Annotated in this window: 17 protein-coding genes and 2 pseudogenes; 17 read left to right on the top strand and 2 right to left on the bottom strand. The window is 71.1% G+C overall.

Annotation, left to right across the window (positions count from 1 at the left end):
* Positions 1-411, top strand: a complete 411-nt coding sequence (gene nusB / locus Aau02nite_RS33740; RefSeq protein WP_212992722.1) for a transcription antitermination factor NusB — start codon at positions 1-3, stop codon at positions 409-411.
* Between the two features lie 706 nt (positions 412-1,117).
* Here nusB and bldD read toward each other — a convergent pair.
* Positions 1,118-1,606: a transcriptional regulator BldD gene (bldD, locus tag Aau02nite_RS33735; RefSeq protein ID WP_015624001.1), complete on the bottom strand. Its 489-nt coding sequence runs from the start codon at positions 1,604-1,606 to the stop codon at positions 1,118-1,120.
* A gap of 287 nt (positions 1,607-1,893) precedes the next feature.
* Between bldD and pyrR the strand changes: the two genes are divergently transcribed.
* From pyrR to Aau02nite_RS33655, 16 genes and pseudogenes are all read left to right on the top strand, one after another.
* Complete coding sequence (pyrR, locus tag Aau02nite_RS33730; RefSeq protein WP_212992655.1) at positions 1,894-2,475, top strand: bifunctional pyr operon transcriptional regulator/uracil phosphoribosyltransferase PyrR; 582 nt, start codon at positions 1,894-1,896, stop codon at positions 2,473-2,475.
* Positions 2,472-3,395, top strand: coding sequence for an aspartate carbamoyltransferase catalytic subunit (locus Aau02nite_RS33725; protein WP_212992654.1), 924 nt, complete (start codon positions 2,472-2,474; stop codon positions 3,393-3,395). Before pyrR ends, Aau02nite_RS33725 begins: the two co-directional genes overlap by 4 nt.
* A complete protein-coding gene (locus Aau02nite_RS33720) occupies positions 3,392-4,654 on the top strand; it encodes a dihydroorotase (RefSeq protein ID WP_212992653.1) in 1,263 nt (420 codons plus the stop codon). The genes Aau02nite_RS33725 and Aau02nite_RS33720 overlap by 4 nt, the downstream gene beginning before the upstream one ends.
* Positions 4,651-5,805 (top strand): glutamine-hydrolyzing carbamoyl-phosphate synthase small subunit, encoded by a 1,155-nt coding sequence (gene carA / locus Aau02nite_RS33715; RefSeq protein ID WP_212992652.1) that lies wholly within the window; start codon positions 4,651-4,653, stop codon positions 5,803-5,805. Before Aau02nite_RS33720 ends, carA begins: the two co-directional genes overlap by 4 nt.
* On the top strand, positions 5,805-9,116 hold the full coding sequence (carB, locus tag Aau02nite_RS33710; protein ID WP_212992651.1) for a carbamoyl-phosphate synthase large subunit: 3,312 nt from the start codon (positions 5,805-5,807) through the stop codon (positions 9,114-9,116). The genes carA and carB overlap by 1 nt, the downstream gene beginning before the upstream one ends.
* A gap of 40 nt (positions 9,117-9,156) precedes the next feature.
* A complete protein-coding gene (locus tag Aau02nite_RS33705; RefSeq protein ID WP_212992650.1) occupies positions 9,157-10,185 on the top strand; it encodes a quinone-dependent dihydroorotate dehydrogenase in 1,029 nt (342 codons plus the stop codon).
* Complete coding sequence (locus Aau02nite_RS33700) at positions 10,182-10,328, top strand: hypothetical protein (protein ID WP_212992649.1); 147 nt, start codon at positions 10,182-10,184, stop codon at positions 10,326-10,328. The genes Aau02nite_RS33705 and Aau02nite_RS33700 overlap by 4 nt, the downstream gene beginning before the upstream one ends.
* A complete protein-coding gene (locus tag Aau02nite_RS33695) occupies positions 10,325-11,611 on the top strand; it encodes an adenosylmethionine--8-amino-7-oxononanoate transaminase (RefSeq protein ID WP_212992648.1) in 1,287 nt (428 codons plus the stop codon). Before Aau02nite_RS33700 ends, Aau02nite_RS33695 begins: the two co-directional genes overlap by 4 nt.
* A 21-nt stretch (positions 11,612-11,632) precedes the next feature.
* Complete coding sequence (gene pyrF / locus Aau02nite_RS33690; protein WP_212992647.1) at positions 11,633-12,463, top strand: orotidine-5'-phosphate decarboxylase; 831 nt, start codon at positions 11,633-11,635, stop codon at positions 12,461-12,463.
* Positions 12,464-12,646: 183 nt separating this feature from the next.
* The gene (gene mihF / locus Aau02nite_RS33685) at positions 12,647-12,964 is read left to right on the top strand and encodes an integration host factor, actinobacterial type (RefSeq protein ID WP_125806289.1); all 318 of its coding nucleotides are present in this window, start codon (positions 12,647-12,649) and stop codon (positions 12,962-12,964) included.
* 32 nt (positions 12,965-12,996) lie between these two features.
* Positions 12,997-13,599: a guanylate kinase gene (gene gmk / locus Aau02nite_RS33680; protein WP_212992646.1), complete on the top strand. Its 603-nt coding sequence runs from the start codon at positions 12,997-12,999 to the stop codon at positions 13,597-13,599.
* Between the two features lie 21 nt (positions 13,600-13,620).
* Positions 13,621-13,884 carry a DNA-directed RNA polymerase subunit omega gene (gene rpoZ, locus Aau02nite_RS33675; RefSeq protein WP_015623990.1) on the top strand — a complete coding sequence of 88 codons (264 nt, stop codon included), beginning with the start codon at positions 13,621-13,623 and terminating at the stop codon, positions 13,882-13,884.
* 71 nt (positions 13,885-13,955) lie between these two features.
* Positions 13,956-15,179: a bifunctional phosphopantothenoylcysteine decarboxylase/phosphopantothenate--cysteine ligase CoaBC gene (gene coaBC, locus Aau02nite_RS33670; protein WP_212992645.1), complete on the top strand. Its 1,224-nt coding sequence runs from the start codon at positions 13,956-13,958 to the stop codon at positions 15,177-15,179.
* 75 nt (positions 15,180-15,254) lie between these two features.
* Positions 15,255-16,445 carry a methionine adenosyltransferase gene (gene metK / locus Aau02nite_RS33665; RefSeq protein ID WP_212992644.1) on the top strand — a complete coding sequence of 397 codons (1,191 nt, stop codon included), beginning with the start codon at positions 15,255-15,257 and terminating at the stop codon, positions 16,443-16,445.
* A 155-nt stretch (positions 16,446-16,600) separates the two neighbouring features.
* Positions 16,601-16,975 (top strand): annotated as a pseudogene (locus Aau02nite_RS33660) (primosomal protein N' family DNA-binding protein); the annotation flags it as partial.
* A gap of 552 nt (positions 16,976-17,527) precedes the next feature.
* Positions 17,528-19,069: pseudogene (locus Aau02nite_RS33655) on the top strand (primosomal protein N'); the annotation flags it as partial.
* Between the two features lie 39 nt (positions 19,070-19,108).
* On the opposite strand, the gene Aau02nite_RS33650 reads toward Aau02nite_RS33655, so the two are convergent.
* A complete protein-coding gene (locus tag Aau02nite_RS33650) occupies positions 19,109-19,726 on the bottom strand; it encodes a LysE family translocator (RefSeq protein ID WP_212992643.1) in 618 nt (205 codons plus the stop codon).
* Positions 19,727-19,730: the final 4 nt, after the last annotated feature.

Genomic DNA, 19,730 nt, shown 5'->3' with positions numbered 1-19,730 from the left:
ATGCCGGCGCGCCGCAAGGCGCGCAAGCGGGCGCTGGACGTCCTCTACGAGGCCGACCTGCGCGATCTGCCGCCGGCGCAGGTCCTGGTCACCTACCTGGACCGCATCGAGAAGCCCCGCCCCGACCACCTGGACTACACGGTCAGCCTGGTCGAGGGCGTGGCGAAGAACCTCGACCGGATCGACGAGCTGATCGCCAGCTACGCCGAGGGCTGGACCATCGACCGCATGCCGGTGGTGGACCGCAACCTCGCGCGCATCGCGGTTTTCGAGCTGCTCTACGTGGGCGAGATCGACGACCCGGTGGCGATCTCCGAGGCGGTCGAGCTGGCCAAGCAGATGTCTACGGACGACAGTCCGCGCTTCCTCAACGGGCTGCTCGGACGCATCGCAGAATTCGCCAGCAGATAATTTCTTGTAGTGGCGGCCCGGGCCTTTTGGTCCGGGCCGTTTTTTTGTTGGCAAGAGCAAGAGCAAGGTCAAGTTCAAGGTCTGGTCGTGCCTGGGTGCATGGTGCTGACCGTCACTCCCGTCGAGACCGGTCGCTGCGCTCCCTGCCATGTGCGTGAGTGGTTGCGGTTCCGCGCTGCGCGCGAGGTCAACCGCACGCTGCGCTGATGACCTTCAGGTGAGTGGTTCGGTCACCCGCGGTCACGATATGTGTGACCGCCGGCGGGCGCTCACGTGTGTTGGTGATCCGGCGCGGGGTGCCGTTGACCAGCATCGATCTGATCGATGGGGGTCAGTGGGGCGAGATTTGGTGGACGCTTCGGCGTCGGTGGTGACCGGGTCCGGTCGTGTCGCGCGCCCGTTTGGTGGAGTGGGCGGCCGCGCGGTGGGGTGTGATCAACGTCGCGGTGGCGGGCTGGGCGGCAACGCTGCGTATCTCGTGCCTGGTGCTGCGTTCGGGTTGATCGCTTTGGGTGAGGTCACCAGGGCGGAGGAGGCTGACCGGGGCGGTCACCCGGCGCGGTGACCGAGCGGGCCGGGCGTGCCGGGCGGGCCGGGCGTGCCGGGCGGGCCGGGCGGGCGGGGCCGGGGGGTGCGCTGGTGGGGAAGGTTGGGGAGACGCGAAGAGGGGGCCCGCGGGTGCGGGACCCCTCTTCGGTGGTGGCGATCAGGAGGCGAAGAACGCCCTCGGGTCAGCGACCAGCACACCCTGCTCGGTCAGGCGCTCGATGAGGCCGGACGGCGAGATGTCGTACACGATGGCCAGTGCGCGCAGGTCGTCCGCACGGATCGACAACACGCGTCCGTTGTAGTCACCGCGCTGCTGCTGTATGGCCCGGGCGTAGCGTGCGACGTAGGCCAGGTCCTCGCCGGCGGCGTCGTACAGCTTCTCCAGGTCCAGCACGATCTTGTTGGTGGCCTCGAGCCGGACACCACTGCCGTCGGGCAGCAGCTCCGAGACGGGGACGCGGTAGAAGTCGGCCAGTTCGGCGAGGCGCGACACGGTGACGGCGCGGTCGCCGCGCTCGTACGAACCCACGACGACGGCCTTCCAGCGGCCGTTCGACTTCTCTTCCACGCCCTGCAGGGACAGGCCCTGCTGCTGGCGGATGGAGCGCAGGCGGGCGCCCAACGACTTGGCGTACTCAGACGGCATTCGGACACTCCCAGTACTGTGCTGGCCCGGAGGGTTCTTCCTCGGATCGCTACGCTGCGTGACGGTACGGAGTTTGCAACCTCTGGTCAAGTGTCGACCGATGAGTCGCCGAGTCCGAGACTGAGTTGCCCGCATTCGTCCGTCTGGTCGGCGGGTCAGCCACGTCACCATGGTCAACGCCGCGCTCACTGGTAACGTAGCGTCAGCCATCAAGCAGCCCCCACTGGGGTCTGCTTGACCGACATCCTTTAACGACCCGTCCCGTGAGGCGGGGAAGGAGGTCCGCTGTGGCGTCTCTACGCGACACCCACATCGGCAATGCGCAAGGTAAAACCGTCCTTTCCTCGGCGGATCTGCATCGGGTGGTCGACCGGATCGCGCACCAGATCCTGGAGAAGACCTCCGGCGCCACCGGCACCGTGCTGCTCGGCATCCCCACCCGTGGTGTTCCGCTGGCCCGCCGCCTGGCCGCCCGCATCCACGCCTTCGAGGGCATCGACGTGCCGGTCGGCGCGCTCGACATCACGCTCTACCGCGACGACCTGCGGCTGCACGCCACCCGCGCGCTCGGCAAGACCGAGATCCCGGGCGCCGGCATCGACGGGCGCCGGGTGATCCTGGTCGACGACGTGCTGTTCTCCGGCCGTACCGTGCGGGCCGCGCTGGACGCGCTCAACGACGTCGGCCGGCCCAGCTCCGTGCAGCTCGCCGTGCTGGTCGACCGCGGCCACCGGGAGCTGCCGATCCGTGCCGACTACGTCGGCAAGAACATCCCCACCGCGCAGTCGGAGAACGTCCGGGTCTCGCTGGCCGAGACCGACGGCGGCGTGGACGAGGTACGGCTCTCCGGCTCGGAGGAGACGCGATGATCAAGCACCTGCGCTCGGCCGCCGACCTGGACGCCGAGACCGCCACCCTGATCCTGGACACCGCCGGTGAGATGGCCGCCCTGGCCGGCCGCGAGGTCAAGAAGCTGCCGACGCTGCGCGGCCGCACGGTGGTCAACCTCTTCTACGAGGACTCCACCCGCACCCGGATCTCCTTCGAGGCGGCGGCCAAGCGGCTCTCCGCCGATGTGATCAATTTCTCGGCCAAGGGTTCCAGCGTGTCGAAGGGCGAGAGCCTCAAGGACACCGCGCTGACCCTGCAGGCGATGGGCGCCGACGCGGTCGTGATCCGGCACCCGGCCAGCGGCGCGCCGCACCGGCTGGCGTCCTGGGTGGACGGTTCGGTGATCAACGCGGGGGACGGCACCCACGAGCATCCGACCCAGGCGCTGCTGGACGCGTACACGATGCGCTCGCGGCTCGGCCGGATCGCCGGCCTCCGGGTCGTCATCGTGGGTGACGTGCTTCACAGCAGGGTCGCCCGCTCCAACGTTCTGCTGCTCAGCACGCTCGGCGCCAAGGTCACCCTGGTCGGCCCGCCGACCCTGGTCCCGGTGGACATCGCCGCCGCGCTCGAACCGAGCACGGAAGTGTCGTACGACCTGGACAGCGTCCTGCCCGACGCGGACGTCGTGATGATGCTGCGGGTGCAGACCGAACGGATGCAGGACTCCTTCTTCCCTTCGGCCCGCGAGTACTCCCGCCGTTACGGACTCGACGTGCCCCGCATGAGGAAGCTGCCGGAGCACGCGATCGTCATGCACCCCGGACCGATGAACCGGGGCATGGAGATCGCGCCCGAGGTGGCCGACTCGTCCCGCTCCACGATCGTCGAACAGGTCGCCAACGGCGTCAGTGCCCGGATGGCCGTTCTCTACCTGCTGCTCGGAGGCAAGGCATGACCTCGTACCTGATCAAAGGTGTCTCGGTCCTCGGCGGCGAGCCGGCCGATCTGCTGATCCGCGACGGCGTCATCGCCGCCGGCGGCCGGGCCGACGAGGTCATCGACGCCGAAGGGCTGGTCGCGCTGCCCGGCCTGGTCGACCTGCACACCCACCTGCGGGAGCCGGGCCGCGAGGACGCCGAGACGGTCGAGACCGGCTCGCGCGCCGCGGCCCTGGGCGGTTACACGGCGGTCTTCGCGATGGCCAACACGTCGCCGGTCGCCGACACCGCCGGCGTCGTCGAGCAGGTCTGGCGGCTGGGCCGCGAGGCCGGGCTGGTCGACGTGCAGCCGATCGGCGCGGTCACCGTCGGGCTGGCCGGCAAGCAGCTGGCCGAGCTGGGCGCGATGGCCACCTCGGCCGCCGGGGTGCGGATCTTCTCCGACGACGGCCACTGCGTCGCCGACCCGCGCCTGATGCGCCGCGCGCTGGAGTACGTCAAGGCGTTCGACGGCATCATCGCCCAGCACGCGGAGGAGCCGCGGCTGACCGAGGGCGCCCAGATGCACGAGGGCAAGGTCTCCACCCGCCTCGGGCTGACCGGCTGGCCCGCGGTGGCCGAGGAGGCGATCATCGCCCGCGACGTGCTCCTGGCCGAGCACGTCGGCAGCCGGCTGCACGTCTGCCACGTCTCCACCGCCGGGTCGGTCGAGGTGCTGCGCCATGCCAAGGCCCGGGGGGTACGGGTGACCGCCGAGGTCACGCCGCACCACCTGCTGCTGACCGACGAGCTCGCCGCCAGCTACGACCCGGTCTACAAGGTCAATCCGCCGCTGCGCACCGCCGCCGACGTGCAGGCGCTGCGCCAGGCCCTGGTCGACGGTGTGATCGACATCGTGGCCACCGACCATGCGCCGCACGCGGTCGAGGACAAAGAATGTGAGTGGGCCTACGCCCGCCCGGGCATGGTGGGTCTCGAGACGGCACTGCCGGTCGTGCTCTCCGTCCTCGGGGAGCAGTGGGAGCTCATCGCCGAGCGCATGTCCCGCGCCCCGGCCCGCATCGCCGGCCTCACCGGGCACGGCACCGACCTCGCGGCCGGCACGCCGGCCAACCTGACGCTGGTGGACCCGTCCGCCCGCCGGGTCGTCGACCCGGCCGGGCTGGCGAGCCGCAGCCGCAACACACCGTACGCGGGCACCACCCTGCCGGGTCGCATCGTCGCGACCTTCCTCCGGGGAGAGCCGACAGTCCTGGACGGGAAGGCCGTCAAGTGAATCACCACTCTTTCGATGCAGTACGGCGAAGCCGTTTCGGCAGCCCAGCGATCCTCGTGCTCGAGGACGGGCGCACGTTCCTGGGCAGTTCCTACGGCGCCGAGGGTGAGACCTTCGGCGAGGCCGTGTTCACCACCGGTATGACCGGCTATCAGGAGACGCTGACCGACCCGTCGTACCACCGGCAGGTCGTCGTGCAGACCGCGCCGCAGATCGGCAACACCGGCGTCAACGCCGAGGACGACGAGTCGGACCGGATCTGGGTGGCCGGCTACGTGGTCCGCGACCCGGCCCGCCGGCCGTCCAACTGGCGCTCGACCGGCGACCTCGGTGAGCGGCTCGCCGCCGAGGGCATCGTCGGCATCAGCGGCGTCGACACCCGGGCCCTGACCCGCCACCTGCGCGAACGCGGCGCGATGCGGGTGGGGATCTCGACCCTCGACCTCGACCCGGCCTCGCTCAAGGCGCGGGTGCTGGCCCAGCCCCAGATGACCGGCGCCGACCTGTCCGCCGAGGTCACCACGGCCGAGCGGTACACGGTCGAGGCGGTCGGCGAGCACCGGTACACGGTCGCCGCGCTGGACCTGGGTATCAAGCGCAACGTCTCCCGGCGGCTGGCCGAGCGCGGCGTGACCACGCACATCTTCCCGGCGTCCTCGACGATCGAGCAGCTGCTGGAGGTCAGTCCGGACGCGGTGTTCCTGTCACCCGGCCCCGGCGACCCGGCCACCGCGGACGTACCGGTCGAACTGGCCCGGGCGGTCCTGACCCGCCGGGTGCCGCTGTTCGGCATCTGCTTCGGCAGCCAGATCCTGGGCCGGGCGCTCGGCTTCGGCACCTACAAGCTGGGGTACGGCCACCGCGGCATCAACCAGCCGGTGTTCGACAAGACCACGGGCAAGGTCGAGGTCACCTCGCACAACCACGGCTTCGCGGTCGACGCCCCGCTGAACACGGTCATCGACACCGAGTTCGGTGGTGTCGAGGTCTCGCACGTCTGCCTCAACGACAACGTGGTCGAAGGTCTGCGGGCGCTCGAAGTGCCCGCCTTCACGGTCCAGTACCACCCCGAGGCGGCAGCGGGTCCGCACGACGCGGACTACCTGTTCGATCGCTTCGTGGAGCTCGTCGAGAAGGTTGAGGCCCGCTGATGCCGAAGCGCTCCGATCTGCAGCACGTGATGGTGATCGGCTCCGGCCCGATCGTCATCGGCCAGGCCTGCGAGTTCGACTACTCCGGCACCCAGGCGTGCCGGGTGCTGCGCGCCGAAGGGCTGCGCGTCTCGCTGGTCAACTCCAACCCGGCCACGATCATGACCGACCCGGAGTTCGCCGACGCCACCTACGTCGAGCCGATCACGCCGGAGTTCGTCGAGCTGGTCATCGCCAAGGAACGTCCCGACGCGATCCTGCCCACGCTGGGCGGGCAGACCGCCCTGAACACCGCGATCGCCCTGCACGAGAACGGCGTCCTGGAGAAGTACGGCGTCGAGCTGATCGGCGCGAACGTCGACGCCATCCGCAAGGGTGAGGACCGGCAGCTGTTCAAGGACATCGTGGCGAAGGCGGGGGGCGAGACGCCCCGCTCCCGGGTCTGCCACTCGATGGACGAGGTGCACGCCGCGGTGGCCGAGCTGGGCCTGCCGGTGGTCATCCGGCCGTCGTTCACCATGGGCGGCTTCGGCTCGGGCATGGCGCACAACGACGAGGATCTGGACCGCCTGGCCGGCGGCGGCCTCGCCGCCTCCCCGGTGCACGAGGTGCTGATCGAGGAGAGCGTGCTCGGCTGGAAGGAGTACGAGCTCGAGCTGATGCGCGACAAGCACGACAACGTCGTGGTGGTCTGCTCGATCGAGAACGTCGACCCGATGGGCGTGCACACCGGCGACAGCGTCACCGTCGCCCCGGCCATGACGCTCACCGACCGCGAGTACCAGAAGCTGCGTGACCTGGGCATCGCCGTGCTGCGTGAGGTCGGCGTGGACACCGGCGGCTGCAACATCCAGTTCGCGATCAACCCGGCCGACGGCCGGCTGGTCGTGATCGAGATGAACCCGCGGGTGTCGCGGTCCAGCGCACTGGCCTCCAAGGCCACCGGCTTCCCGATCGCCAAGATCGCCGCCAAGCTGGCCATCGGCTACACCCTGGACGAGATCCCGAACGACATCACGCTCAAGACCCCGGCGGCGTTCGAACCGGCGCTGGACTACGTGGTCGTCAAGATCCCGCGGTTCGCCTTCGAGAAGTTCCCCGGCGCGGACCCCGAGCTGACCACCACGATGAAGTCGGTCGGCGAGGCGATGAGCCTGGGCCGCAACTTCGCCGAGGCGCTGAACAAGGCGATGCGCTCGATGGAGACCAAGGCCGCCGGCTTCTGGACTCTGCCCGATGATGCGGACCTCGCGTCGACTCTGGCGGCCTTGCGGATCCCGCACGACGGGCGCCTCTACACCGTCGAGCGCGCGCTGCGGCTCGGCGCGACGGTCGAGCAGGTGCACGAGGCCAGCGGCGGCATCGACCCGTGGTTCCTCGACGAGATCGCCGCCCTGATCGAGCTGCGGGACGCTGTCGAGGCGGCCCCGGTGCTCGACGAGGCTCTGCTGCGCCGCGCGAAGCGCTCGGGCTTCTCCGACCGCCAGCTGGCCGCGCTGCGCCCGGAACTGGCCGGCGAGGACGGCGTACGCATCCTGCGGCACCGGCTCGGGGTGCGGCCGGTCTACAAGACGGTCGACACCTGCGCCGCCGAGTTCGAGGCGAACACGCCGTACCACTACTCCACGTACGAGGAGGAGACCGAGGTCGCGCCGTCCGACCGGCCCAAGGTGCTGATCCTCGGATCCGGGCCGAACCGGATCGGGCAGGGCATCGAGTTCGACTACTCGTGCGTGCACGCGGTGATGGCGCTGCGCGAGGTCGACTTCGAGACCGTCATGGTCAACTGCAACCCGGAGACGGTCTCGACCGACTACGACACCGCCGACCGGCTCTACTTCGAGCCGCTGACCTTCGAGGACGTCCTCGAGGTGTTCCACTCCGAGGACTCGTCCGGCAAGGCCGCCGGCGGCCCCGGCGTGGTCGGCGTGATCGTCCAGCTCGGCGGGCAGACCCCGCTCGGCCTGGCCCAGCGGCTCAAGGCCGCGGGCGTGCCGATCGTCGGCACCTCACCCGAGTCGATCGACCTGGCCGAGGACCGCGGCGCGTTCGGCCAGGTGCTGCACCGGGCCGGCCTGCGCTCGCCCGAGCACGGCACCGCGACCAGCTTCGAGGAAGCCAAGGCCATCGCCGACGAGATCGGCTACCCGGTGCTGGTCCGGCCGTCGTACGTGCTCGGCGGCCGCGGCATGGAGATCGTGTACGACGAGCCGACGCTGGCCGACTACATCGCCCGGGCCACCGAGATCTCGCCCGACCACCCGGTGCTGGTCGACCGCTTCCTCGACGACGCGATCGAGATCGACGTGGACGCGCTCTGCGATGCCACCGGCGAGGTCTACCTCGGCGGCGTCATGGAGCACATCGAGGAGGCCGGCATCCACTCCGGCGACTCGTCCTGCTCGCTGCCGCCGGTCACCCTGGCCGGTTCGCACCTGGCCGAGGTACGCCGCTACACCGAGGCGATCGCCCGCGGCGTGGGCGTCCGCGGCCTGCTCAACGTCCAGTACGCCCTCAAGGACGACACGCTCTACGTCCTCGAGGCCAACCCGCGCGCCTCCCGGACGGTTCCGTTCGTCTCCAAGGCGACGGCGGTGCCGCTGGCCAAGGCGGCCGCCCGGATCATGCTCGGCGCCACCATCAAGGAGCTGCGCGAGGAGGGCATCCTGTTCCGCAGCCGCGACGGCGGCGAGACCCCGGCGAACGCGCCGATCGCGGTCAAGGAGGCGGTGCTGCCGTTCAAGCGGTTCCGCACCCCGGCCGGCAAGGGCGTGGACAGCCTGCTCGGCCCGGAGATGAAGTCGACCGGCGAGGTCATGGGCATCGACCCCGGCTTCGGCCCGGCCTTCGCCAAGTCGCAGGCGGCGGCGTACGGCTCGCTGCCGACCAGCGGCAAGATCTTCGTCTCGGTGGCCAACCGCGACAAGCGCTCGATGATCTTCCCGGTCAAGCGCCTGGCCGACCTGGGCTTCACCATCGTCACCACGGCCGGCACCGGCGAGGTGCTGCGCCGGCACGGCATCGAGTGCGAGATCGTGCCCAAGCACTTCGAGAGCCCCGGCCAGAACGCGGTGGCGCTGATCCAGGCCGGCGAGATCGCCCTGATCATCAACACGCCGCAGGGCTCGGGGGCGAGCGCCCGCTCGGACGGCTACGAGATCCGCAGCGCCGCCGTCACGTACGACATCCCGAGCATCACCACCGTGCCGGGCGCGGCCGCGGCGGTGATGGGCATCGAGGCCCTGATGCGCGGCGACATGACGGTCCGCCCGCTGCAGGAACTGCACGCGATGCTGCGGGAGGGCGAGTGAGCGAGCTTGCGATCACCGGAGCGCCGGCGGAGGTGCTGACGTGAGCGCCTTCACCGGTGCCGTCCGGCCGGTTCTGTTCCGGCTGGGCGGCGGCGACGCGGAGAAGGCGCACGAGTTCACGCTCTCGCGCCTGGCGTCGCTGGGCGCCCGGACGCGAGCGTTGCTGAGCAGCCGCTATGCGGTGCCGGCCCCGGTGGAGGCCTTCGGGGTGCGTTTCCCCAACCCGGTGGGGCTGGCGGCCGGCATGGACAAGAACGGGGTGGCCCTGCCGGCCTGGCCCGCGCTCGGCTTCGGCTTCGTCGAGGTCGGCACGGTCACCGCCAAACCGCAGCCCGGCAACGACAAGCCCCGGCTGTTCCGGCTGCGCGACAGCGAGGCCGTGATCAACCGGATGGGCTTCAACAACGCGGGCGCGGCGGCGCTGGCCACCCGCCTGGCCGAGCTGGGGCCGCTGGGCGTGCCGCTGGGGATCTCACTCGGCAAGTCCAAGGTGACGCCGCTGGAGGAGGCGGTGGAGGACTACCTGACGTCCTACAACCTGCTGCACCCGTACGCGGACTACATCGCGGTCAACGTGTCCTCGCCGAACACGCCCGGCCTGCGCACGCTGCAGGACAAGTCGGCGCTGGCGGCGCTGCTCGCGGCGCTGGTGGGTGAGAAGCCGGTGCTGGTGAAGATCGCCCCGGACCTGACCGAGCCGGCCATCGCGGAACTGCTGGAGGTCTGCCTCGCGCACGGCGCGGCGGGCGTCATCGCGACCAACACGACACTGTCCCGCGACGGGCTGGCGGCGACCGACCAGCCCCGGGCGGGCGAGGCGGGCGGCCTGTCCGGGCGGCCACTGACCGAGCGGGCCCGCAAGATCGTCCACTTCGTCCACGAGGAAACCGGCGGCCGCCTGCCGATCATCGGCGTGGGCGGCATCGTGGAGCCGGACGACGCGACCCGCATGTTCGACGCGGGGGCGGCCCTGGTGCAGCTGTACACCGGCTTCATCTACCGCGGGCCGGCCCTGGTCCGGGCCGCCGCCAAGGCCTACGCGACCGCCGGGGAGAAGGCCACGCCGTGACCCCCGGCCCGGCCGTCCGGGAGGCCGGGGTCGCCGGCCTGGCCTCCGAGGTTGCCGTGGTCCTGGGCCGGGCCGTCCGGTCGGCCGGCCGTTTCGGCCCGGCCTGCTGCGCACCGTCCGGTGGGCTGCGGGGCCGGCCTTGAGCCGCGGCAGCGGGCGGGACGAGGCGGAGCTGCTGGCGCTCGACCGGGCGCACGTCTGGCATCCCTACGGCCCGATGCCCGGGCGCAGCGAGCCCTACGTCGTCGAGAGCGCCGAGGGCGTCCGGCTGCGGCTCGCCGACGGGCGGGAGCTGGTCGACGGTATGTCGTCGTGGTGGGCGGCCATCCACGGCTACCGGCACCCCGTGCTGGACGCGGCGCTCAGCGAGCAGGCCGGCCGGATGAGCCACGTCATGTTCGGCGGGCTCACCCACGCGCCCGCCGTCGAGCTGGCCACCACCCTGGTCGAGCTGACTCCGGACGGGCTCGAGCACGTCTTCCTCTGTGACTCCGGTTCGGTCGGGGTCGAGGTCGCGATCAAGATGGCCCTGCAGGCCCAGCTCGCCCGGGGCCGGCCCGGGCGGCGCAAGCTCGCCACCTGGCGCGGCGGCTACCACGGTGACACGTTCCATCCGATGAGCGTCTGCGACCCGGTGGGCGGGATGCACCAGCTCTGGACCGGGGTGCTGCCCGCCCAGATCTTCGCGGGCCCGCCCCCGGCCGGTTACGACGAGGCTTACGCCACCGAGCTGACCGAGCTCGTCGCCCGGCACGCCGATGAGCTCGCCGCTGTCATCGTCGAGCCGGTCGTGCAGGGTGCCGGCGGCATGCGCATGCATCACCCCGGGTATCTGCGGGTGCTGCGCGAGGTGACCGCTGCTCACGGCGTACTGCTGATCTTCGATGAGATCGCGACCGGCTTCGGCCGTACCGGTGAGCTCTTCGCCGCCGGCCACGCCGGGGTGACGCCCGACATCATGTGCCTGGGCAAGGCCCTCACCGGGGGATATCTGACCCTGGCGGCCACCCTCTGCACCGCCGCGGTGGCCCACGCCGTCTCCGCCGGCAGCGCCGGCGGGCTGGCGCACGGGCCGACCTTCATGGGCAACCCGCTGGCCTGCGCGGTCGCCAACGCCTCCATCGGCCTGCTGCGGGCCCAGGACTGGCCGGGCCAGGTCCGGCGTATCGAACGGGGTCTGCGAGCCGGTCTGGAGCCGCTGCGGGGCCTTCCCGGGGTCGCCGACGTGCGGGTCCTGGGCGCCATCGGCGTGGTGCAGCTCGATCACGCCGTCGACCTGGCGAAGGCGACCGCTGCCGCCGTGGCCGCCGGCGTCTGGCTGCGCCCGTTCCGGGACCTGATCTACACGATGCCGCCGTACGTCACCGACGACGCCGACGTCGCCCGTATTACCCAAGGAATCGCCGCGGCGGTGTCCGCCACCTGACACGGAAGTGAGAACGCCCCTATGGAGTCCTTCGGAAGCCGCCTGCACCGTGCCACCCGGGAGCGGGGGCCGCTGTGCGTCGGCATCGATCCGCACGCCGCTCTGCTCGCCCGCTGGGGTCTCTCGGACGACGTCGCCGGCCTGGAACGCTTCGCCCTAACGGTCGTCGAAGCACTGGCCGATCGGGTCGCCGTGTTCAAGCCGCAGTCGGCCTTCTTCGAGAGATTTGGGTCACGTGGCATCGCCGTTCTTGAGTCAACTATCCGACAGTCACGCGAGGCCGGTGCGCTGGTACTTCTCGACGTGAAGCGCGGTGACATCGGCTCGACGATGGCCGCGTACGCAAGCGCTTACCTCAATCCGGACAGTTCGCTGTGTGCCGATGCGATCACTGTGAGTCCCTATCTCGGAGTGGGCTCATTGCAGCCCGCGTTCGACATGGCGGCCGAACACGGCGGCGGAGTTTTCGTTCTGGCGCTGACCTCGAACCCCGAGGGAGCGAGCGTCCAGCACGCGGTCGGCGCCGGCGGCCGGACCGTCGCGCAGACCGTGATCGACGAGATTTCGCAGGTCAACGTGGGTGCGGAGCCGCTCGGCAGCCTCGGGCTGGTGGTCGGGGCGACCATCGGCGCGACCGGTCACGACCTGTCCAAGGTGAACGGGCCGCTGCTCGCTCCGGGCCTCGGAGCACAGGGTGGAAGCCCCGCGGACCTGCGCGAAATTTTCGGTGACAGCCTGCGGAACGTGCTGCCGTCGTACTCACGCGAGGTCCTCGGCGCGGGCCCCGATGGGACCGCGTTGCGGGCCGCCGCGGACCGCGCGGTCACCGCCTGTAGCGCCGTGATCGGGTGAAACGGCCTGCCTAGCAGGCCTGCCCAGGTCCGGGTGGGGGGTACCCCCACGTTGCCGAAACCGCCGCTGACCGCTAGTTTTCCCGGCGCCAGGAACCACATGCCCCTTTGGTTCCCTGGCACACCACGTTTCACAGAGTGCCGGTATTGGACTACCGGTGCGATAGGGACCTGAGGAGAACTGGTGCCGCTCCCGCAACTAAGCCCCGAGCAGCGTAAAGCCGCGCTGGAGAAGGCCGCGGAGATTCGCAAGGCCCGGGCCGAGCTGAAGGATCAGCTCAAGTCTGGCAAGACCACCCTCGCCGCCGTGCTCGACCGGGCGGAAGGCGACGACGTCGTCGGCAAGCTGAAGGTTTCGGCCGTGCTCCAGGCGCTGCCGGGCATCGGCAAGATCCGGGCCACCCAGATCATGGAGAAGCTCAAGATCGCCGACAGTCGCCGTCTTCGTGGCCTGGGCGAGCAGCAGCGTAAGGCCCTCCTGGGGGAGTTCGCTGCGAACTGACTCACCGGCTCGTGTTGAATGAGCCTGTGAGCATGGATGACGACGCGCGCCCGGCAGCCCGACTCACCGTCCTGTCCGGCCCCTCGGGGGTGGGCAAAGACAGCGTGATCGAGCTGATCCGGGCGCGCTCGCCATGGATCAAGCTGTCGGTGTCGGTGACAACCCGCAAGAAGCGCGACTACGAGACCGACGGCGAGCACTACCACTTCGTCACCCGGCAGGAGTTCCAGCGCCTCGTGGACGGCGACCAGCTGCTGGAGTGGGCTGAGTTCGCCGGCAACCTCTACGGCACGCCCCGGGCCCAGGTCGAGGGATGGCTCGCGCAGGGCCGCCCGGTGCTGCTGAAGATCGACCTGCAGGGCGCCCGCCAGGTGCGGGCCACGATGCCCGACGCGCAACTCGTCTTCCTCGCCCCGCCCAGCGTCGAGGAGCTCAGGCGCCGGCTGATCGGGCGCGGCACCGACGACGAGGAGACCATCCGGCGGCGCCTGGCGCACGCCGACGAGGAACTCGCCGCCGAGAAGGAGTTCGACCGCACCGTGGTCAACGACTTCGTCGAGCGCGCCGCGGACGAGCTGGTAGGATTGCTCGGTTCGTCGTTTCTGACTCCCGCTCAGCCGCCGGTGTCAAGCTGAGAATTAAGGAAGTACATCACTGTGGGAACCATCGCCAACCCCGAAGGCATCACCAACCCGCCGATCGACGAGCTGCTCGACAAGACCTCGTCGAAGTACTCGCTGGTGATCTTCGCGGCCAAGCGCGCCCGCCAGGTCAACGCCTACTACAGCCAGCTCGGCGAAGGCCTGCTGGAGTACGTCGGCCCGCTGGTCGAGACCACTCCGCAGGAGAAGCCGCTCTCGATCGCGATGCGCGAGATCAACGCCGGTCTGCTGACCGCCGAGGCGACCGACAACCCCTGATCCGCTGATCCGCCGTGCACCCGCGCCCGCTGACCGCGGGCGCGGGTTTTTCGTTGACGGGAAGTGTGCCGATGCCGGAGATCGTGCTCGGGGTGTGCGGCGGGATCGCCGCGTACAAGGCCTGTGAGCTGCTGCGGCTGTTCACCGAGTCGGGTCACGGCGTACGCGTCGTGCCCACCGCGTCCGCGCTGCGGTTCGTCGGCGCGCCCACCTGGGCCGCACTGTCCGGCCGTCCGGTGACCACCGAGGTGTGGGACGACGTGCACGAGGTGCCGCACGTGCGCATCGGCCGGCACGCCGAGCTCGTCGTGGTCGCGCCCGCGACCGCCGACATGCTGGCCAAGGCGGCCCACGGCCTCGCCGACGACCTGCTGACCAACACGCTGCTCACCGCGACGTGCCCGGTGGTCTACGCCCCGGCGATGCACACCGAGATGTGGGAGAACCCCGCCACCCGGGCGAACGTCGCGACCCTGCGGGCCCGCGGCGCGATCGTCATCGAGCCGGCTGTGGGCAGGCTCACGGGTGCCGACACCGGCAAGGGCCGCCTGCCGGACCCGGCTCAGATCTTCGCCGTCGCCCTGCGCGTACTGCGTCGCGGCGCGGCCGCGGAGACCGACCTGGCGGGCCGCCGGGTGGTCGTCACCGCAGGTGGCACGCGGGAGCCGTTGGACCCGGTCCGGTTCCTGGGCAACCGCTCGTCGGGCAAGCAGGGCTACGCCCTGGCCCGGGCGGCGGTCGCCCGGGGCGCGCGCGTCACGCTGGTCGCGGCGAACGTCACTCTGGACGACCCGGCGGGCGCCGACGTGGTGCGCGTCGGCACGACCGAGGAACTGCGCAAGGCCACGGTCGAGGCCGCCGCGGACGCGGACGTGGTGGTCATGGCGGCCGCACCGGCCGACTTCCGCCCGGCCGCGGTCGCCGGCCAGAAGATCAAGAAAAGCGACGAGGGTACGGCGCCCACCCTCGAGCTGGTCACCAACCCGGACATCGCCGCCGAGCTGGGCGCGGCCAAACGCCCTGGTCAGCTGCTCGTCGCCTTCGCCGCGGAGACCCACGACGCGCTGGAGAACGCCCGCGGCAAACTGGTACGGAAACGCGCGGACCTCATCGTCGTTAACGAGGTGGGCGTCGACCTGGTCTTCGGGTCGGACAACAACACGGTCACGATCCTGGGCGCCGACGGGAGCACTGCCGAGCTAGGGGAACTCCCGAAAGACGATGTGGCCGATGCGATATGGGATCAGGTCGCCGGTCGTCTTGATCCGCAGGTCGGCGCGCCTGGGACGGGCTGAGACCGCCCCAGCGTCGCTATAGCGGCGGTGACTACACTGCCGCGGAACGAAACTTCGACAAATCTGAGGAGCACCGTGGCACGCCGCCTGTTCACCTCCGAGTCGGTCACGGAAGGCCACCCGGACAAGATCGCTGACCAGATCAGCGACGGCATTCTCGATGCGCTGCTGGCGCAGGATCCCCGTAGCCGGGTCGCGGTGGAGACCCTGATCACGACCGGCCAGGTGCATGTGGCCGGCGAGGTGACCACCAAGGCGTACGCGGATATTCCGAGCATCGTGCGCGAGACGATCCTGGGTATCGGTTACGACTCGTCCAAGAAGGGTTTCGACGGCGCGTCGTGCGGCGTGAGCGTGTCGATCGGTTCGCAGTCGCCGGACATCGCTCAGGGTGTGGACAGCGCGGTCGAGCTGCGTGAGGGCAACTCCGAGCACGCGCTGGACGCTCAGGGCGCCGGCGATCAGGGCATGATGTTCGGCTTCGCGTGCTCCGAGACCCCCGAGCTGATGCCGCTGCCGATCGCCCTGGCGCACCGCCTGGCCCGGCGGCTGTCGACCGCGCGTAAGGACGGCACGATTCCGTACCTGCGTCCGGACGGTAAGACCCAGGTCACCATCGAGTACGACGGGCTGCGCCCGGTGCGGCTGGACACGGTGGTGGTGTCGTCGCAGCACGCGGCCGACATCTCGCTGGAGTCGCTGCTGACCCCCGACGTCCGTGAGCATGTCATCGCCCCGGAGCTCGAAGGCCTGGGTCTGGATGTGGCGGACTACCGGCTGCTGGTCAATCCGACCGGCCGGTTCGAGATCGGTGGTCCGATGGGTGACGCGGGCCTGACCGGCCGCAAGATCATCGTGGATACCTACGGTGGGTACGCCCGGCACGGTGGTGGGGCGTTCTCGGGTAAGGACCCGTCGAAGGTGGACCGTTCGGCGGCGTACGCGATGCGCTGGGTGGCCAAGAACGTCGTCGCCGCCGGTCTGGCGGAGCGGTGTGAGACGCAGGTCGCGTACGCGATCGGTAAGGCGCACCCGGTGTCGTTGTTCGTGGAGACCTTCGGTACGGAGAACGTGCCGGTGGAGCGGATCGAGAAGGCCATCCACGAGGTGTTCGACCTGCGCCCGGCAGCGATCATCCGGGATCTGGACCTGCTGCGCCCGATCTACCAGCAGACCGCGGCGTACGGCCACTTCGGCCGGGAACTGCCGGAACTGCTGTGGGAGAACACCGACCGCGCCCAGGACCTGAAGTCCGCCGCGGCCTGAGCTTGGTGACGCCAGGAACGGGTGCCTCGACTCCGGTCGAGGCACCCGTGCTGTTTGTGCCGGAAGATGTCGTACCCCCGCGCCAGAATGTGCGGGTGAGGGCGGCCAAAGCGAAACCCGACCGGGAGCCGGCACCCCGGCTGCCGGTCGCCCGGGTGAGCGTCGAAGTGCCGCTGGCCCATCTCGACCGCCCGTTCGACTACCTGGTGTCCGCGGCCGATGACGAGGCTGCCCAGCCGGGTGTGCGGGTGAAGGTCCGCTTCGCCGGGCAGCTGGTGAACGGCTTCCTGCTGGAGCGGGCCGAGACCAGCCCGCATGGCGGCAAATTGGCTTATCTGGACAAAGTGGTCTCGCCGGAGCGGGTGCTGGACCCGGAGGTGGCGCGGCTGGCTCGTGCTGTCGCTGACCGATACGCCGGCAACCTCGCGGATGTTCTGCGCCTGGCTGTGCCGCCCCGTCATGCCCGCGCCGAAGCGCAGGCGACCCCGCCTCGCCTTGACCCACCGCCCGGCTCGGCGGCCGCGTCTCCGGCGCCCGCGGGTGTTGCGGCGGTGGTTTCCGGTCTTCCCAAGAGGGCAACTCCTTCGTCGTCCGAGGCCAGGGGTGTCGCGGTGGCGGCCGGCTTACCGGACGGCGCGGATTCTGGCCTTTCTGAGTCGGCCGAGGCGGGAGACGTAGCTTCGGCGAGGCCGCGGGCCGCGACTTCCTTCTCCGCCGTGCCGGATTTATCGGATCAATCCCATCCCGGGAAGGCACCGGCTCTCGACCCGGCTTCTCGGCCCGGCTCACCCAGCGGCCAATCGATCAAACCCCAAGCGGTTGCTGAGATGCAGCCCATGCAGGCAGCGGAGGCCCATCCGGCCGCGGTCGTCGTGGTGCAACCGGGCCACGAGCCGGGTCCAGCGGGGGAAACGCCAGCTGGTCCGGGCGTGGGGCACGACCTTCGGCGGGACGGCGGTGAGCCGGGTCCGTCGGAGCAAACGCCGGTCAGCGTGGCTGCGGCCGGCGCCGGGACCGACCTCCAGCAGGTCGCGGCAGGCAGCGACGTCCGGCCGGTGGAGCAGCCGTCGACCGTCGCGCACGGGTGGGGGATCTATCCGACCGGCAGTGCCTACCTGCATGCCTTGGAGCAGGGGCGGGCGGCTCGGGCCGTGTGGTCTGCGCTGCCCGGGGAGGACTGGCCCGCGCGGATCGCCGAGGCTGCCGGGGCAGTGGTGCGCGGCGGCCGGGGCGTCGTCATCGTGGTGCCGGACGCGCGGGATCTGGAGCGGCTCGATCGGGCGCTGACCGTGGTGCTGGGCGAGGGGCGGCACGTGGCGCTCAATGCCGCCGCCGGGCCGGCTGAGCGGTACCGGAGGTTCCTCGCCGCCAGCCGGCATCGGGTGCCTGTTGTCGTCGGGACGCGGGCTGCCATGTTCGCGCCCGTCGCTGACCTCGGGCTGGTGGTCGTCTGGGACGACGGGGACGACCTGCACGCCGAGCCGCGGGCGCCGTACCCGCATGCCCGGGATGTTCTGCTCACCCGCGCGCAGCTTGCCGACTGCGCCGCCCTGGTCGGGGGTTTCGCCCGCACGGGCGAGGCGCAGTTGCTGCTGGAGACCGGGTGGGCCAAGGAGATTGTCGCCGACCGTGGCACCTTGCGGGCGCGGAGTCCGGCCATCGCGCCGACCGGCGATGATCCGCAGCTGGCCCGGGATCCCGGTGCGGTGACCGCGCGGCTACCGAGTCTTGCCTGGCAGGCGGCGCGGGGCGCGTTGCAGGCCGGCATGCCGGTGCTGGTGCAGGTGCCGCGGCGTGGCTACCTGCCGTCCACCGCCTGCGCCGAGTGCCGCACGCCGGCCCGGTGCCCGCACTGTTCCGGGCCGCTCGGGCTTGCCGGTTCACGGGACGTGCCGGCCTGTCACTGGTGCGGCCGGGCCGCCGCCGACTACGCCTGCCCCGCCTGTGGTGGCCGGCGGCTGCGGGCCTCGGTGACCGGTGCCCGGCGGACGGCCGAGGAGCTCGGCCGGGCGTTCCCGGGGTTCCCGGTGCGCACCTCCGGCCGGGACGAGATTCTCACCACCGTGCCCGGGACGGCCGCTGTCGTCGTGGCCACGCCGGGCGCCGAGCCTGTCGCCGAGGGCGGCTACGGTGCGGTGCTGCTGCTCGACACCTGGGCGTTGCTGTCCCGGGCCGATCTGCGGGCCGCCGAGGAGACCATGCGGCGCTGGCTGTCCGCCGCCGCCCTGGCCCGGCCCGGTCCGGCGGGTGGCCGGGTGGTGGTCGTGGCCGACGGGTCGCTGGCGCCGGTGCAGGCGTTGCTGCGCTGGGACCCGGCCTGGTTCGCGGCCCGTGAGCTCGCCGAGCGCCGCGAGCTGGGCTTCCCGCCGGCGGCCCGGATGGCCAGCGTCACCGGCAAGGCGGAGGCGGTGTCCGAGTTCCTGGACGGGGCCAGGCTGCCGGAGGACGTGGAACTCCTGGGCCCGGTCCCGGCCGCCGACGACCAGGAACGCATGCTGCTGCGCGTCTCCCGGGGGCGGGCAGCGGCGCTGGCCCGAGCCCTGCACGAGGCGGCTGCGGTCCGCAGCGTGAAGAAGTCCAACCTGCCGATCCGCATCCAGATCGACCCCGCCGAACTCCTCTGACCCGCAGCCTCCCGGACGTGGTCAGCCGGGTAGGGAAGGTCACTCCGTGGCCAGTTCGGCGCTGAAGCCCAGCAGCGCCGTACCCGTCGCGGCGTCGAGCGCGCGCCGGACGCGGCGGCGGGCCAGCACCCGCCGCGCCCGGTTCAGCCCCGCCACCACCACCAGCAGGTACAGCAGCGACAGCACCGCGTGGCTCAGCGCCAGCACGAGCAGCGCACTCAGCGGTGCCTCCGGCCCCAGGAACTGCGGCAGCACCGCCAGGTAGAACACCAGCACCTTCGGGTTCGTGATGTTGGACAGGAACCCCTGCCGCCACCCCGCCGCCGCGGCCTGGCCGGTGTCCGCGGCCCCGGCATCCGCGTAGCGACCGGCCAGCGCCGACCGCAGCGCCTGGACGCCCAGGTAGGCCAGGTACGCGATGCCCGCCCACTTGATCGCCTGGAACACCGGCTGGGCCCGGGTCACCAGCGCGCCCAGTCCGGCCGCCGCGGCCAGGCCCTGCACCGCGTTGGAACCGGCCACCCCCGCGGCGCTCCACGAACCGCGGCGGCGACCGCCGGCCAGGGTGTTCTTGGTGATCACGGCGAAGTCCGGGCCCGGGACCAGGACGAGCACGACCGCGAAGATCAGGAATGATCCGTACGCCGACCACGTCATCCGC

Origin of the sequence: Actinoplanes auranticolor (assembly GCF_018332655.1) — a bacterium.
Classification (GTDB): Bacteria; Actinomycetota; Actinomycetes; order Mycobacteriales; family Micromonosporaceae; genus Actinoplanes; species Actinoplanes auranticolor.
Note: the sequence above shows the minus strand (reverse complement) of the source record. Positions and strands in the feature narration are given on the sequence as shown.

What these genes read in the sequence shown, in the direction of transcription:
- nusB (WP_212992722.1), top strand. Translation starts at nt 1, where the DNA reads ATGCCGGCGCGCCGCAAGGCGCGCAAGCGGGCGCTGGACGTCCTCTAC.
- bldD (WP_015624001.1), bottom strand. Translation starts at nt 1,606, where the DNA reads ATGCCGTCTGAGTACGCCAAGTCGTTGGGCGCCCGCCTGCGCTCCATC.
- Aau02nite_RS33725 (WP_212992654.1), top strand. Translation starts at nt 2,472, where the DNA reads ATGATCAAGCACCTGCGCTCGGCCGCCGACCTGGACGCCGAGACCGCC.
- Aau02nite_RS33720 (WP_212992653.1), top strand. Translation starts at nt 3,392, where the DNA reads ATGACCTCGTACCTGATCAAAGGTGTCTCGGTCCTCGGCGGCGAGCCG.
- carB (WP_212992651.1), top strand. Translation starts at nt 5,805, where the DNA reads ATGCCGAAGCGCTCCGATCTGCAGCACGTGATGGTGATCGGCTCCGGC.
- pyrF (WP_212992647.1), top strand. Translation starts at nt 11,633, where the DNA reads ATGGAGTCCTTCGGAAGCCGCCTGCACCGTGCCACCCGGGAGCGGGGG.
- gmk (WP_212992646.1), top strand. Translation starts at nt 12,997, where the DNA reads ATGGATGACGACGCGCGCCCGGCAGCCCGACTCACCGTCCTGTCCGGC.
- coaBC (WP_212992645.1), top strand. Translation starts at nt 13,956, where the DNA reads ATGCCGGAGATCGTGCTCGGGGTGTGCGGCGGGATCGCCGCGTACAAG.
- Aau02nite_RS33650 (WP_212992643.1), bottom strand. Translation starts at nt 19,726, where the DNA reads ATGACGTGGTCGGCGTACGGATCATTCCTGATCTTCGCGGTCGTGCTC.